Below are 12,798 nucleotides of genomic sequence, written 5' to 3' on the forward strand. Positions count from 1 at the left end.
CAAAGATAAACTTTGCTGAGGAATATAAAGAAACAAAGGAGTTACTTTATAACCCCTTTGCTCTAAAATATGTATTGTTAATCGTTATTCTGCCGAGAAGCAAAAATCGGTATATGAAACAAACAGTTCGCCTGGTTTCAGTACAATGCTAGGATAGCTTGGTTGATTGATACTGTCAGGAAAGTGTTGAGTTTCGAAACAAACAGCACTACGCTCTGGATAATAATGTCCGTTTTTACCTTCTTGTTTGCCTGGTAGCCAGTTTGCTGTATAGATTTGTACACCTGGTTCGCTGGTGTAGATTTCCATAATGATACCGGTTTTAGGCGAAATGCATTTCACTGCAAGAGATTGTTCTCCTTTTTCGAATTTATCCAATACGTAGCAGTGGTCATATCCTTTACCGAATGTTATTTGCTGATGTTCTGCATCAATACGCTCGCCAATTGTATGTTCTGTTGTAAAATCGAATGGTGTTCCTGCTACTTTATCTGGTTGTCCGTAAGGAATAGCTGTACTGTCTGTCGGTAGATAATGACCTGCATACATAGTCAATCTGTGATCTAATACCGATGGATCGCCCTCGCCCGAAAGGTTGAAATACGAGTGGTTTGTCAAGTTGACGATTGTTGTTTGATCTGTTTCAGCTTCGTATTTTACTTTCAGCTGATTGTATTTATTCAAGTGGTAGATGATTCTGACCTTCAAATTTCCCGGATAACCTTCTTCGCCATCTTTCGAAAGGTAAGTAAGAACCAGTTTGTTCTCATCTTCTTGCTTAGCATCCCAAACTACTGCTTGGAATCCTTTGATGCCACCGTGTAGGCTGTTAGGACCATTGTTTATTGCTAGCTGATATTCTTTGCCCTCAAGCGTAAATTTACCTTTCGCGATACGGTTAGCTACACGTCCACAAACAGCACCGTAAGTAGGCTCCTCGGAATTGAGATAATCGTTCAGACTTTTGTGACCTAGTACTACGTCTACCAATTTACCGTCTCTGTCCGGTACAAGTAACGATACTATCTTAGCACCATAATTGATAATTGTTGCTTCTGCACCATTTTTGTTTGTAAGCACATACAGCTTAACTTCTTTGCCATCTACTGTTCCTTCGAAGTCGGCAGGGTTCAATCCAGATTTATTCATAATCAGTAAGATTTATGTTATATTATTATATTATAATTAGTTAGCTTTTCTTTTTCCTGAAAATTATTCCCGTTATATAATAGTCTTCATATTCAGCACTTCCGGCAATATTGAAAGCATAGCTGAATTTAGCACCTATATAAGGGCTATGACCATCATAATTACTACTGTTTTGTCTATTCATGATAAATAGAATATGACCAAAGTCATAGGATACCTCCACCAATTCTTGACCTTCATAGAAACGACCGGTTGCCCCATGTAAGCTGTATTGCGCTATACTATCATGGAAAGTGTTGCTGTATATGAATTGCTTGATGGGAATTGTATCATTCCGTTTATATTTATGCGCATTTGCCTCGTGAAAATCGTACCGGTAATTTAACTGTCTTTCTATCCCACTTAGATGCTTATTGTCGAAATCACTGTTAAATATCGAGTCCCAATATGCAATATGATTCATGTATATTTCGTCGTCGTTATAAAAATCATACTTGACGACTTGGGCTTTTTCGAAGACGATCGAATCCGGACCGATCACACAAAAGCCATATTCGTAGTCTTGATAGTTATATCCACCCATGGGGTTTTGCATAAACTTGGTACGGCATAGGATATATCCATCTTGGTTGATAGATATGGGGCGAATCAAGGCTTGCATATAAGATGGACCCGTAGCAAAAAGGCTAGAGGCGCTTAGCAAGATGACGCTTATGTATGCCAATACTTTGTGATGCATGTTTCTTGGTATAGTTGTATAACAAATATAACAATCTTTTTCGATGCTGCTAATCTTGCTCTATGATATTTCTTATCTTTGGAGCAAAATTATAGAGAATATGAGTTTGGAGAAAGATGAGGCTATTGAACAGTATATCCTCGAGCGTATAGATGAGGAAGGAGACTTGCTGAAACGATTGAACCGCGATGCGCATGTCAATCTGTTGCGTCCGCGAATGCTGTCGGGACATTTACAAGGGAGGCTGTTGAAAATGTTCTGTCGCATGATTCAGCCGAGATATATCCTCGAAATAGGAACATATACGGGATACGCAACCCTTTGTCTGGCCGAAGGCGCTGCCGATGATGCCGAAATTCATACTATCGAAGTGAATGATGAACTGGAGGATTTCATCATGCGCTATCTACATCAAACAAAATTGAAAGATAAGATTCATCTCCATCTGGGGGATGCTATGCAGATTATTCCGACGATAGACCGAATGTTCGATCTTGTATTTATCGATGCTAACAAGAGAACTTATATCGAATATTACGATCTGATATTCGATAAGGTACGTTCCGGAGGACTGATTATTGCCGATAATACGCTTTGGGATGGAAAAGTTCTGGAGAAAGCAAAGCCTAGCGATAAACAAACTATCGGTATTCAGGAATTTAATGATATGATTGCCAAAGACGATCGTGTGGAGAAAGTTATACTTCCAATTCGCGATGGTTTGACTTTAATATGGAAAAAGTGATAGAAAATCTTACCTTTGCACAATAAATTAGAAAATATGGAAACTACTAGACAACAAAAGATAAACCGACTGATCCAGAAAGAACTGAGCGAGATATTTCGTGCCGATACAAGTAAGATGCAAGGCATATTAGTTACAGTTAGCACCGTTCGTGTGAGTCCTGACTTAGGATTAGCTAAAGCGTATTTGAGCATCTTCCCTTCGGATAAAGGTGCTGAGCTCCTCGAAAATATTAAAGCAAATACAAAAGGTATCCGTTTTGCTCTAGGACAGAAAGTTGGAAAACAACTTCGTGTTGTGCCTGATCTTGCTTTCTACTTGGATGATTCGTTGGATTATCTGGAGAATATCGACCGCTTGTTGAAAGACTAATTTCGTCGAGCTTTGAATTTATCGTTTTTCATAGCAAAAAGATACCTCTTCTCGAAGAAGTCTCATAATGCCATCAACTTCATTTCGATGTTGTCGGTGGGTGGAATTGCTGTGGCAACGATGGCTATGGTTTGTGCTTTGTCCATCTTCAATGGATTTACGGATATGGCTGCAAAAACATTCAGCCATTTTGATCCTGATCTCGAAATAAGTGTTGTTCGCGGAAAGGTTTTCGATCCGACAGATGATCATATTCAGAAAGCTCTGAGTGTCGAAGGGATCGAATTTACTTCGGAATGCCTCGAAGAAAATGCTTTGTTGAGGTACGAAGAACGTCAAATACCCGTTACGTTGAAAGGAGTATCGGAGAACTTTGATTCTATAAACGGGATTCAAAAAACGATTATTAGCGGTGAATACGGATTAAGAATGGGCGACTTCGATTATGCCGTACTAGGTGTCGGTCTAGCCTCGAAGATCGGTGTTCGTGCAAGCTCGTTATATCCCTTAGAAATATACATGCCTAAGCGCAATGAACGTGTGAATATGGCGAATCCGACAACTGCCTTTGTCGAGCGTGAGGCTTATGTATCAGGTTTGTTTGCATTGAATCAGGCTGAATATGACGAGCAGATAATGCTTGTGTCTATTGATTTGATACGTGAGATGCTTCGTTACGAGAAAGAGGTGTCTACGATTAATATTAAAGTCAGAGAAGGAGCTTCGGTTGACGCTGTTCAGGCAGATATACAGAAAAGTCTTGGTAGCGACTTTGTTGTTAAAAACAGATTCGAGCAACAAGAAAGTACTTATCGGATGGTGAATATCGAGAAATGGGTTACTTATCTCATTCTTGTTATTATACTTACAATTGCCATTTTTAATGTTGTCAGTTCACTGTCGATGCTGATTATTGAGAAAGAGGACGATATCCGTATTCTCCAGAATATGGGTGCTGACAAGCAACTGATCTCTAAAACATTCCTTTTCGAAGGCTGGCTGATTACATTCTTCGGAGCTATGGTTGGTCTTGTCGTAGGCTTGGTGTTGTGTTTGTTACAACAGCATTTCGGCTTGTTGAAACTTGGGACAACTCCCGGAGCATTCATCGTAGATGCTTATCCCGTAGTGGTTGAGGCAATGGATATTTTCGTTGTATTCCTTACTGTTAGTATTGTCGGATTGCTTGCGGTGCTGTATCCGATTAACACACTTCGTAAAAGGCTGTAAATTTATATTCCTTTTAACTAGTTTTGCTACCTATGCAATCTTTCGTAAAGAAAGGCTTGTGTATCTTTCCTTTGCCATATTTTGATTACCTTTGTAGCCTGAAATATCTAATTGAAAATAAATAAGAAAAATAAATAATGGCATTACAATGTGGTATCGTAGGACTTCCTAATGTAGGAAAGTCGACACTATTCAACTGTTTATCGAACGCTAAGGCGCAATCAGCTAACTTCCCTTTCTGTACTATAGAACCGAATGTGGGGGTAATTACCGTTCCGGACGAGCGCCTGAATAAGTTGGCAGAGTTGGTTAAACCAAACAGAATTGTACCGACTACAGTTGAGATAGTAGATATTGCCGGGCTTGTGAAAGGAGCAAGCAAAGGAGAAGGATTAGGAAATAAATTCTTGGCGAATATACGCGAAACAGATGCGGTGATTCACGTTCTGCGTTGTTTCGACGATGATAATATTACGCACGTTGATGGTAGTGTAAATCCGGTTCGCGATAAAGAGATTATTGATACCGAGCTTCAGTTGAAAGACTTGGAAACAGTAGTGTCTCGCATCCAAAAAGTAGAGAAACAGGCTAAAACGGGTGGCGACAAAGAAGCTAAACGCATGTATGATATTCTTGTTCAGTTCCGCGAAGCGTTGGAACAAGGGAAATCAGCTCGTACGGTAGTTTTCGATAATAAGGAAGATGAAAAACTAGCACGAGCGATTTATTTGTTGACGTACAAACCCGTACTTTATGTTTGTAATGTAGACGAAGCTAGTGCTGTTAATGGGAATAAATATGTTGATCAAGTTCGCGAAGCTGTAAAGAATGAAGATGCCGAAATCCTGATCGTTGCAGCTAAAATCGAATCGGAAATAGCAGAGTTCGAAACTTACGAAGAGCGTCAGATGTTCTTGGGCGAGATTGGCCTTGAAGAATCGGGTGTAGCACGTTTGATTAAAGCTGCCTATAAACTACTCGATCTACAGACATATTTCACTTGTGGTGTTCAGGAGGTGCGTGCATGGACTTTCCTTCGCGGATACAAGGCTCCTCAGGCGGCAGGTGTGATTCATACAGATTTTGAGAAAGGTTTTATACGTGCAGAGGTGATTAAATACGAAGATTTTATAACTTTGGGTTCTGAACTTGCTGTCAAAGAAGCCGGCAAGATGAATGTTGAAGGAAAAGAATATATAGTACAGGATGGTGATATAATGCACTTCCGTTTTAACGTATAAAAAAATCGAATACCATGATTTACGAAGTTGGACCAAAAGACTATGACACACTCCTAGATGTATGGGTGAGTGCTGTAGATGCAACGCATCATTTTTTGTCGAAAGAAGATTATGAGTTTTATAAAACTCATGTACCTATCTATTTCAATCACTTAGATTTGTATGCATACAAAGATGATAAAGGTCAGATATCGGCATTTATCGGCATTTCTGAAGATAATATGATTGATATGCTTTTTGTTCACAACAATGTGCGTGGTAAAGGTATTGGAAAGATTTTGCTGAATTATGCCGTAGATAAACTTGATGCTCGTCGTGTAGATGTCAATGAGCAAAACAAACAGGCTTTGGATTTTTACTACCACTTCGGATTCGAAGAAATAGGGCGTTCGGAGTACGATGGAGAAGGAAAAGCATATCCTATCCTTCATCTCGAGAAAAAGAAATAAAAACTGTAGAAAGTAGCTTTTTCGCTAAAAAAGGCTTAATTTGTACAGACAAAACCAACGAACAATAAATAATCAACATATACAATGGCAAAAGATGTAAAAATATCAACAGTGCTATTCGGCTTGGATGGCGTAATAGTAGATACTGAAAAGTACTACGACAAGTTCTGGAATAAGATCGCTAAAGAAAATGGCTTGAAAATCGAAAACTTTTCGGATAAAATTCAGGGCATGACATTCGGATCTATCATTGACTTGTATTTTGCTATATCACCACTCGAAGACAAACAAGCTATACGTAAGGCTTTGGTTGATATGGAAAGTAGTATTGACTATCGAAGTATCGTAATACCAGGAGTATTGGAGTTTATTCAATATGTTCGTGAAAAAGATTATAGAGTAGGTTTGGTTACCAGCTCTTCATTAGCTAAAACAAAAGGAGTTTTAGAATGTCTGGGATTGTCAGATGCATTCGATACTGTTGTAACTTCGGAAAGTATTAAGAAAGGTAAGCCGGATCCGATGGGTTATGTATTAGCTCAGACTAATCTGGGTGTACGTTCGGCAGACTGTGTCGTTTTTGAAGATGCATTTACTGGTATTAAAGCAGCTACATATGCATTTATGCGTGTGATAGGCGTTGCTACAAGTCTTTCTGCCGACTTCTTGAAAGATTATACTTATGATGTAATTCATGATTTTACGGATACAGAGAAATTAAAAACTTTTATCTAAATAAAGGTTGTGATAATAAAAAAGGAGATTCGTTAGAATCTCCTTTTTTATTATGTATGATGTTTAGGTTTTATTTTACCCACACATTCAGAATTTCACCTACATTGAAGTATAACTTATCTGTTCCTGCTTTTTGCCACTCTGCAGGAATGTCCGATTTATACTCATTCATCTCTGATGTAGCATTTGACAAGCTTTGATCTGTGATCTTGCGGCATTCGATGACGATAGATGCTTCGTTATAGCCGATAGTCATTCCTTCTGTTGCAACCGGATTAAGACCTTTCGATTTAAGCTCTTTTGCGTCAATTAGTCCTTTGTCTTTACTGAATGCTAAAGCATCTCTCGAAGCCGAAGTAAAGAACGAAATAGTATATGTGTCGCCAGCTTCGATGCTGTTTGCGGCAGCAGCTTGCGAGTTCATAATGATCATTGATACTTGTTTGCCGAAGAAATTGTTGGTTCCGGCCCATGTAGCAGCTACAGCTTTTCCATCTTTGGTGATTGTTACCAGTGTTGGTTTCTCAAGAAGTTTGATGAAATCTTTTGGTATATCTTGTGCTGTTACCTTTTTAAATCCTTCCATCTTAGTTGCAGGTGTAGGAATTGGCATAGGCATTGGGGTTGCAACGTGGCTTGAAACTGTATTTTGAGGAGTTTCCTTAACTGGTTGAGCTGTTGTAGGAGCCTCTACTTCGTTCCCTGTCGATTTGTCTATATAAACGTACTGTATTTCTTTATTGACAGGTCTTGTACTAGCTAGCAGCTGGTCATTTATTCCTTTTTCTAACGAGGTAAATACTTGTTCTAGACTATCGATTGTTACTCTACGGAATTTTTCGTAGAAGAAGTTTAGTTTAGTACCTTTCTTGTTTATTGCAACTTTATCCGATATTGTTTCTTCGGCTGTCATTGCTTCTTCGTTGTCGTGCCCCTCGTTGTATATGTATCTGATGTTTCGTACTGTAGCTTCACATTTACCATCTTCGATCTGCATGATTAGTTGGTAGTACATAGGCGACGAGTCGAATGATAAAAGTTTACGGCCAAATACAAGAAGCATATCTCCCGAGCAAGCAACTTGTTTTTTGTCTTCGTCGGTCAGTAAAACTCTTTGTTTTTCACGTTGTTTTCCTTGGTTGTAGTTTTTGTCGGCCCATACCTTTACTTTCTCGAAGAGTTCCTGGTCGCTTAATTTAGGATCTGAAACAATATTTTTCGTGAAGATAATTTTGCCGTCTACTTCAGGCACTGCTCCTTTATCGTATCGCGGATCAATTTGAGCATTAAGTACAATTGCCATGAAAAAAGTGGCTAATAATAAAAGATGTCTATTCATTGTATCACAGTTTTTATAATATCATTTTATACTAATTTATAAAGATATGAAATAAGAATGAACCAATGGTTTTTTTATTGTGCAAAAAAGAAACTTTTGATAGCTTGGTATGGTTGAAAAAAGGCTACTTAAATCAATTTAAGTAGCCTTATATAATTTTCTAAAGATTAGGGATCAATTGTATGATCTTTTGTTTACTCCTTCCATATAGTTGATGAAAGCAGTATTTACCATGCGGTTTCCTCCCGGAGTAGGGTAGTTGCCCGAGAAATACCAATCTCCATTGTTTTTGGGGCAAGCCTTGTGCAGGTCTTCGATGCTTTGGAAGACGATCTCCACTTTGGCTTTCGTATCTGGAGGAGTAAGCATTTCTGCCATCTTAGCCGAAATTTCTTCATCGGTAAATGGTGCGTAGATCTCCTTCACATAGTTTACTATCTCTTCTTTAGGTTTGTTCTTCTGTTCTAATGATTTTCGGTATACTTCGTCAATCACCGATTGCATGCCACGCTCTTTTAGTAGAGCAATAGCTGCATTGAATGCAGCAAACTCGCCCATTCGAGACATATCGATACCATAACAATCTGGATAGCGGATCTGAGGAGAAGATGAGACGATAACGATCTTCTTAGGATTCAATCGGTCTAGCATCTTAATAATACTCTGTCTCAGAGTCGTTCCACGTACGATACTGTCGTCTATCACAACCAGATTGTCTACACCCGGGCGTACCGAGTTGTACGTGATATCGTAAACGTGAGCTGCAAGGTCATTGCGGCTGTTGTCTTGCGCAATAAATGTGCGGAGTTTGATATCTTTGATGACTACTTTTTCGGTGCGTACACGCATCGAAAGTATCTTTTCCAGCTCTTCGTGAGTTATACCGGCACCTTTTTCCAGAATCTTGCGGTGTTTTACATGGTTCATATGACGGTTGAAAGCGTCAGTCATCCCGAAGAATGCAACCTCAGCTGTATTTGGTATGAATGAAAACACAGTGTTTTGTATGTCGGAATCTATAGCTTTCAGTATCTGAGGTAGCAATAGTGTCCCTAGCATTTTACGTTCTTCGTAGATATCGGCATCCGATCCGCGAGAGAAATAAATACGTTCGAAAGAGCATGGTGATAGTTTTGGCTGTTTTTCGCGTATCTGAGAGAACTTGACTGTTCCGTCTTTTTTGATGATAATTGCTTGTCCCGGCTCCAGCTCTTTGACGTCGGCTACATCGATATTCATGGCTGTTTGTATTACCGGACGTTCTGATGCTACAACTACTATCTCATCGTCCTGATAATAGAATGCCGGGCGTATGCCCCATGGGTCGCGATAAACAAATCCGTCACCACAGCCAATTATACCTCCGATGACATATCCTCCATCCCAGTTGTGGCTGGCGCGATTGAGCATGAATTTGATATCTAAGTTCTTTTCGATGTCCTCGTTTAGTGCGTAGCCTTTTTTACCGGTGCTTTCGCTCAGTTGATCGAATTTGAACTGAACTTCACGGTCTAGAGCATGTCCTATTTGTTCGAGAAGGACAAAGGTATCAGCATATAGACGAGGGTGTTGACCTTGTTGTAGCAGCTGATTGAACAGCTCGTCGACATTGGTCATATTGAAGTTGCCGGCTAATGCAAGTGTGCGTGATCGCCAGTTGTTTCTTCTGAGTAGTGGATGAACATACGATAGTGCATCTTTTCCATCGGTACTATATCGTAAGTGACCTAGTAGGATTTCGCCGGCATAGGGTAATTCTTTTTCGGCAAAATTAGCGTCGTTTAATTCTTCGGGTGTTAGCTTAGCATATTTTTTGTGTACTGCACCGAATATTTCAGAAATTGCAGCCGAGCCTAGTGCTCGTTCGCGAAAGACGAATTCGCTTCCTACTTCGCTATTTAGTTTTACAACAGCCAATCCGGCTCCTTCCTGCCCGCGGTTGTGTTGTTTTTCCATAAGCAGGTATAGTTTGTTGAGACCATACTGCCACGAACCATACTTTTTTTGGTAGTAATCAAGGGGTTTGAGCAAGCGGACCATTGCGATCCCACACTCGTGTTTTAACGGTTCAGTCATATACTGTTATTGTGTAAATATGATGTGAAACTCTCCTTTTGGGAATGAGAGTGCAAAGATAGTGGTTTTTTGCGGTTTTTTGTAATTTATTGAAGACTTAGTATGAGTTGAATGTAATTTTTTTTTGATAGCAAGTCGCCTTCTGAGGCTTTGTAGAGCATTTTTTGGACGGAGTATAAATTTTATTTTAATTTTTTTCGCTAAATGTTTTGGACTTTTAGATTTTTCGTATACCTTTGCACTCGCTTTAACAAAGAAAGCAACACGGAGATTCCGTAGCTCAGTAGGTAGAGCACATCACTTTTAATGATGGGGTCCTGGGTTCGAGCCCCAGCGGGATCACTTCTCTAAAGAGAAAACAATAGTAAACTCCTAATAATCAACCGATTTTAGGAGTTTTTCTTTTTTACAAACCTCCCTAATATAGCATAATAAAGCACCTTAACGGTGGTGAAAAAGGTGGACTTTATTTTCATGCTGCATTGTCCACCTTATAGAATTTTACTCACTGATTCACTGTGTTTTGCATAGGTTGATTTCGAATTATTAAAACTAATTTTAAATCAAATTAAATGCGTATGAAACGGAATTATTTTTCAGTGTTGTTTTTTATCAAGAAATCAAAACTATTAAAGAATGGTGAAGCTCCTGTATGTCTTCGCATTACAGTGAATGGACAACGGGCAGAAGTGCAGATCAAGCGGAGTATTGATACCCGTAAGTGGAATAACAAAAAAGAGTGTGCTGCGGGTAAAGACCGACAGTCTCAGGAATTAAATCATTATATTGACACTGTTCGTGCTCGAATTCTACAAATACACCGTGAATTGGAGATGGATGGAAAAGCGATTACAGCCGATATTATCAAACAGCATTTTTATGGAGAAAACAATAAGCCCAAGATGTTACTGGAAGTATTTAACGAGCATAATAAAAAATGCAGGGATTTATTAGGAAAAGATTATGTCTTGGGAACAGTACTCCGCTACGAACGGACTGTTACTTACCTTACCGAATATATGAAGAAAGATTATCGTATTTCCGATCTTCCTATTCGTGAATTGGATCAGGCTTTTATTACAGGTTTCGAGCATTTTATAAAAACGGAGAAATCATGCGCACAGAACGCGACAGTCAAATACCTTAAGAACCTGAAGCGTATTACTCGAATTGCTTTGGCCAATAAATGGATGGACACCGATCCTTTCTTTGATATCCAATTCAAGTATACGCCAACCAACCGAGAGTTTCTTGTGGAAGAAGAAATACGTCTACTTTTAGAGAAAGGATTTTCTATTCCCAGACTTGAAGTTGTTCGCGACATCTTTGTATTTTGTTGTTTCAGCGGGTTAGCATTTACCGATGTACAACATCTCTGGACAGAACACATTTTTTGTGATAACAAGGGTGAATATTGGATTCGTAAACCCAGAGAGAAAACCAATAATATGTGTAATATCCCTTTATTGGATATTCCCAAACAGATATTGGAGAAATACAAGAATCATCCAGAATGTCTACGAAAAGGCTGTTTGTTACCTGTTCCATCTAATCAGAAGATGAACGGATATCTCAAAGAAGTGGGTGAGTTGTGCGGTATTCAAAAAACTCTTAGCACTCATGTCGCACGTCATAGCTTTGCTTGTTTGACTTTGGCTAACAAGGTTTCTATGGAATCTATAGCCAAGATGCTGGGACATACGGATATCAGAACGACTAAAATATACGCAAAGGTACTTGACCAAACTATCTCCGATGAAATGCAAGTACTGAAACAGAAGTTTTCAGTATAGAGATCGTATGCAATAAAAAGCTCCCTTTCTGAAATTGAAAGAGAGCTTTTTCACGTTTAGGTAGAAGGGATAACATCGAATCGAATATCAGCTCCACTTCTCACAATAGTTGTCGGATAGTAATTTCTCTAAATCCGAGGACTTATATAAAATCTTTCCTCCCAGTTTGACATAAGAAATCAGTCCCTGAGTACGGTAGTCTTGAAGTGTTCTTCTGGCTATTTTAAGCTTGTCGGATACTTCACTATCTGTCAGATAATGTTCTCCTTGCAATAAAGGTTTGCTGTCTTTGAGTGCATTCTCTATAGCAGTCAATATTTCACTTAAAGCCTCGAAGAATGACTTGATCTGTTCATCCTTTTCTGTAATTAAACTCATAATACCCTGTTTTTAGTTAGTAATTCTTCTACATCACTTGCTCTGTAGTACATTTTCTGGTTGATACGACTAAATCCAATTTTGCCTGTATCACGATAAGTCTGTAAGGTTCTGGAAGATATATTCAATAGTATACAGACATCCTGATTGTCCAGCCAATCATCTATCTTCTTCACCTTATGCTGATTGCACAATTTTAGAACTTGTTCTTTAAAATCTAAGAAGCTTGATATAACTCTTTCTAGAGCATCTTTCTCGATATTCATTATTTCCATTTTCTATGCTGTTTTTTAATTCATACAAAACAATTCGGATGGCCATCCTTAAGTAAAAATAGGCAAGATGCTATATTCATTTTCAGACTGTCCGTATAAGTCCTATTAAGATCCTTTAAGTCCTGCTGATCTGCATTGTATCACTTCATATGAAAGACTATTTTTACAAAATGAATCCATAAATTATTTCATTTAAAATATTCTAAATAAACCCTTTGGTTAGCTAACCGAGAGTGAATTTACAATCTAAAATTCAATAATTCGAGGATTTTATTTG

General features: G+C 38.7%; 13 protein-coding genes and 1 tRNA gene. 8 read left to right on the plus strand and 6 right to left on the minus strand.

Annotated elements, in window-relative coordinates:
- Positions 1-84: 84 nt before the first annotated feature.
- On the minus strand, positions 85-1,149 hold the full coding sequence (locus tag C1A06_RS10140) for an aldose epimerase family protein (protein WP_101690155.1): 1,065 nt from the start codon (positions 1,147-1,149) through the stop codon (positions 85-87).
- Positions 1,150-1,189: 40 nt separating this feature from the next.
- Positions 1,190-1,888: a hypothetical protein gene (locus C1A06_RS10145; RefSeq protein WP_101690156.1), complete on the minus strand. Its 699-nt coding sequence runs from the start codon at positions 1,886-1,888 to the stop codon at positions 1,190-1,192.
- 100 nt (positions 1,889-1,988) lie between these two features.
- Between C1A06_RS10145 and C1A06_RS10150 the strand changes: the two genes are divergently transcribed.
- The 6 genes from C1A06_RS10150 (at position 1,989) to C1A06_RS10175 (ending at position 6,660) form a co-directional block, all read left to right on the plus strand.
- Positions 1,989-2,633, plus strand: a complete 645-nt coding sequence (locus tag C1A06_RS10150) for an O-methyltransferase (RefSeq protein WP_101690311.1) — start codon at positions 1,989-1,991, stop codon at positions 2,631-2,633.
- 36 nt (positions 2,634-2,669) lie between these two features.
- A complete protein-coding gene (gene rbfA / locus C1A06_RS10155) occupies positions 2,670-3,005 on the plus strand; it encodes a 30S ribosome-binding factor RbfA (RefSeq protein WP_101690157.1) in 336 nt (111 codons plus the stop codon).
- Between the two features lie 12 nt (positions 3,006-3,017).
- Entirely contained in the window at positions 3,018-4,235 is a 1,218-nt protein-coding gene (locus tag C1A06_RS10160) for an FtsX-like permease family protein (RefSeq protein ID WP_101690158.1), read from the plus strand.
- A 137-nt stretch (positions 4,236-4,372) separates the two neighbouring features.
- Positions 4,373-5,476, plus strand: coding sequence for a redox-regulated ATPase YchF (gene ychF / locus C1A06_RS10165; RefSeq protein ID WP_101690159.1), 1,104 nt, complete (start codon positions 4,373-4,375; stop codon positions 5,474-5,476).
- Between the two features lie 14 nt (positions 5,477-5,490).
- The gene (locus tag C1A06_RS10170) at positions 5,491-5,925 is read left to right on the plus strand and encodes a GNAT family N-acetyltransferase (protein WP_101690160.1); all 435 of its coding nucleotides are present in this window, start codon (positions 5,491-5,493) and stop codon (positions 5,923-5,925) included.
- A gap of 84 nt (positions 5,926-6,009) precedes the next feature.
- Positions 6,010-6,660 (plus strand): HAD family hydrolase, encoded by a 651-nt coding sequence (locus C1A06_RS10175; protein ID WP_101690161.1) that lies wholly within the window; start codon positions 6,010-6,012, stop codon positions 6,658-6,660.
- Between the two features lie 70 nt (positions 6,661-6,730).
- On the opposite strand, the gene C1A06_RS10180 is transcribed toward C1A06_RS10175, so the two are convergent.
- Both C1A06_RS10180 and C1A06_RS10185 read right to left on the minus strand, forming a co-directional pair.
- On the minus strand, positions 6,731-7,999 hold the full coding sequence (locus tag C1A06_RS10180; RefSeq protein ID WP_101690162.1) for a DUF4468 domain-containing protein: 1,269 nt from the start codon (positions 7,997-7,999) through the stop codon (positions 6,731-6,733).
- A 174-nt stretch (positions 8,000-8,173) separates the two neighbouring features.
- Positions 8,174-10,075, minus strand: coding sequence for an amidophosphoribosyltransferase (locus tag C1A06_RS10185; protein ID WP_101690163.1), 1,902 nt, complete (start codon positions 10,073-10,075; stop codon positions 8,174-8,176).
- Positions 10,076-10,344: 269 nt separating this feature from the next.
- On the opposite strand from C1A06_RS10185, the gene C1A06_RS10190 reads away from it, so the two are divergent.
- Both C1A06_RS10190 and C1A06_RS10195 read left to right on the plus strand, forming a co-directional pair.
- Positions 10,345-10,417: transfer RNA gene (locus tag C1A06_RS10190), tRNA-Lys, on the plus strand.
- Positions 10,418-10,647: 230 nt separating this feature from the next.
- On the plus strand, positions 10,648-11,868 hold the full coding sequence (locus C1A06_RS10195) for a site-specific integrase (RefSeq protein WP_101690164.1): 1,221 nt from the start codon (positions 10,648-10,650) through the stop codon (positions 11,866-11,868).
- 87 nt (positions 11,869-11,955) lie between these two features.
- Here the strand turns inward: C1A06_RS10195 and C1A06_RS10200 are convergent, their stop codons facing one another.
- Both C1A06_RS10200 and C1A06_RS10205 read right to left on the minus strand, forming a co-directional pair.
- Positions 11,956-12,246, minus strand: coding sequence for a helix-turn-helix domain-containing protein (locus C1A06_RS10200; RefSeq protein ID WP_101690165.1), 291 nt, complete (start codon positions 12,244-12,246; stop codon positions 11,956-11,958).
- Positions 12,243-12,521, minus strand: a complete 279-nt coding sequence (locus C1A06_RS10205; protein ID WP_101690166.1) for a helix-turn-helix domain-containing protein — start codon at positions 12,519-12,521, stop codon at positions 12,243-12,245. The genes C1A06_RS10200 and C1A06_RS10205 overlap by 4 nt, the downstream gene beginning before the upstream one ends.
- Between the last annotated feature and the right edge of the window lie 277 nt (positions 12,522-12,798).

It is taken from the genome of Dysgonomonas massiliensis (genome assembly GCF_900240225.1).
Lineage (GTDB): Bacteria > Bacteroidota > Bacteroidia > Bacteroidales > Dysgonomonadaceae > Dysgonomonas > Dysgonomonas massiliensis.

Coding starts and splice junctions, on each gene's coding strand:
- C1A06_RS10140 (WP_101690155.1), bottom strand. CDS start 1,149: ATGAATAAATCTGGATTGAACCCTGCCGACTTCGAAGGAACAGTAGAT.
- C1A06_RS10145 (WP_101690156.1), bottom strand. CDS start 1,888: ATGCATCACAAAGTATTGGCATACATAAGCGTCATCTTGCTAAGCGCC.
- C1A06_RS10150 (WP_101690311.1), top strand. CDS start 1,989: ATGAGTTTGGAGAAAGATGAGGCTATTGAACAGTATATCCTCGAGCGT.
- rbfA (WP_101690157.1), top strand. CDS start 2,670: ATGGAAACTACTAGACAACAAAAGATAAACCGACTGATCCAGAAAGAA.
- ychF (WP_101690159.1), top strand. CDS start 4,373: ATGGCATTACAATGTGGTATCGTAGGACTTCCTAATGTAGGAAAGTCG.
- C1A06_RS10170 (WP_101690160.1), top strand. CDS start 5,491: ATGATTTACGAAGTTGGACCAAAAGACTATGACACACTCCTAGATGTA.
- C1A06_RS10175 (WP_101690161.1), top strand. CDS start 6,010: ATGGCAAAAGATGTAAAAATATCAACAGTGCTATTCGGCTTGGATGGC.
- C1A06_RS10180 (WP_101690162.1), bottom strand. CDS start 7,999: ATGAATAGACATCTTTTATTATTAGCCACTTTTTTCATGGCAATTGTA.
- C1A06_RS10185 (WP_101690163.1), bottom strand. CDS start 10,075: ATGACTGAACCGTTAAAACACGAGTGTGGGATCGCAATGGTCCGCTTG.
- C1A06_RS10195 (WP_101690164.1), top strand. CDS start 10,648: ATGCGTATGAAACGGAATTATTTTTCAGTGTTGTTTTTTATCAAGAAA.
- C1A06_RS10200 (WP_101690165.1), bottom strand. CDS start 12,246: ATGAGTTTAATTACAGAAAAGGATGAACAGATCAAGTCATTCTTCGAG.
- C1A06_RS10205 (WP_101690166.1), bottom strand. CDS start 12,521: ATGGAAATAATGAATATCGAGAAAGATGCTCTAGAAAGAGTTATATCA.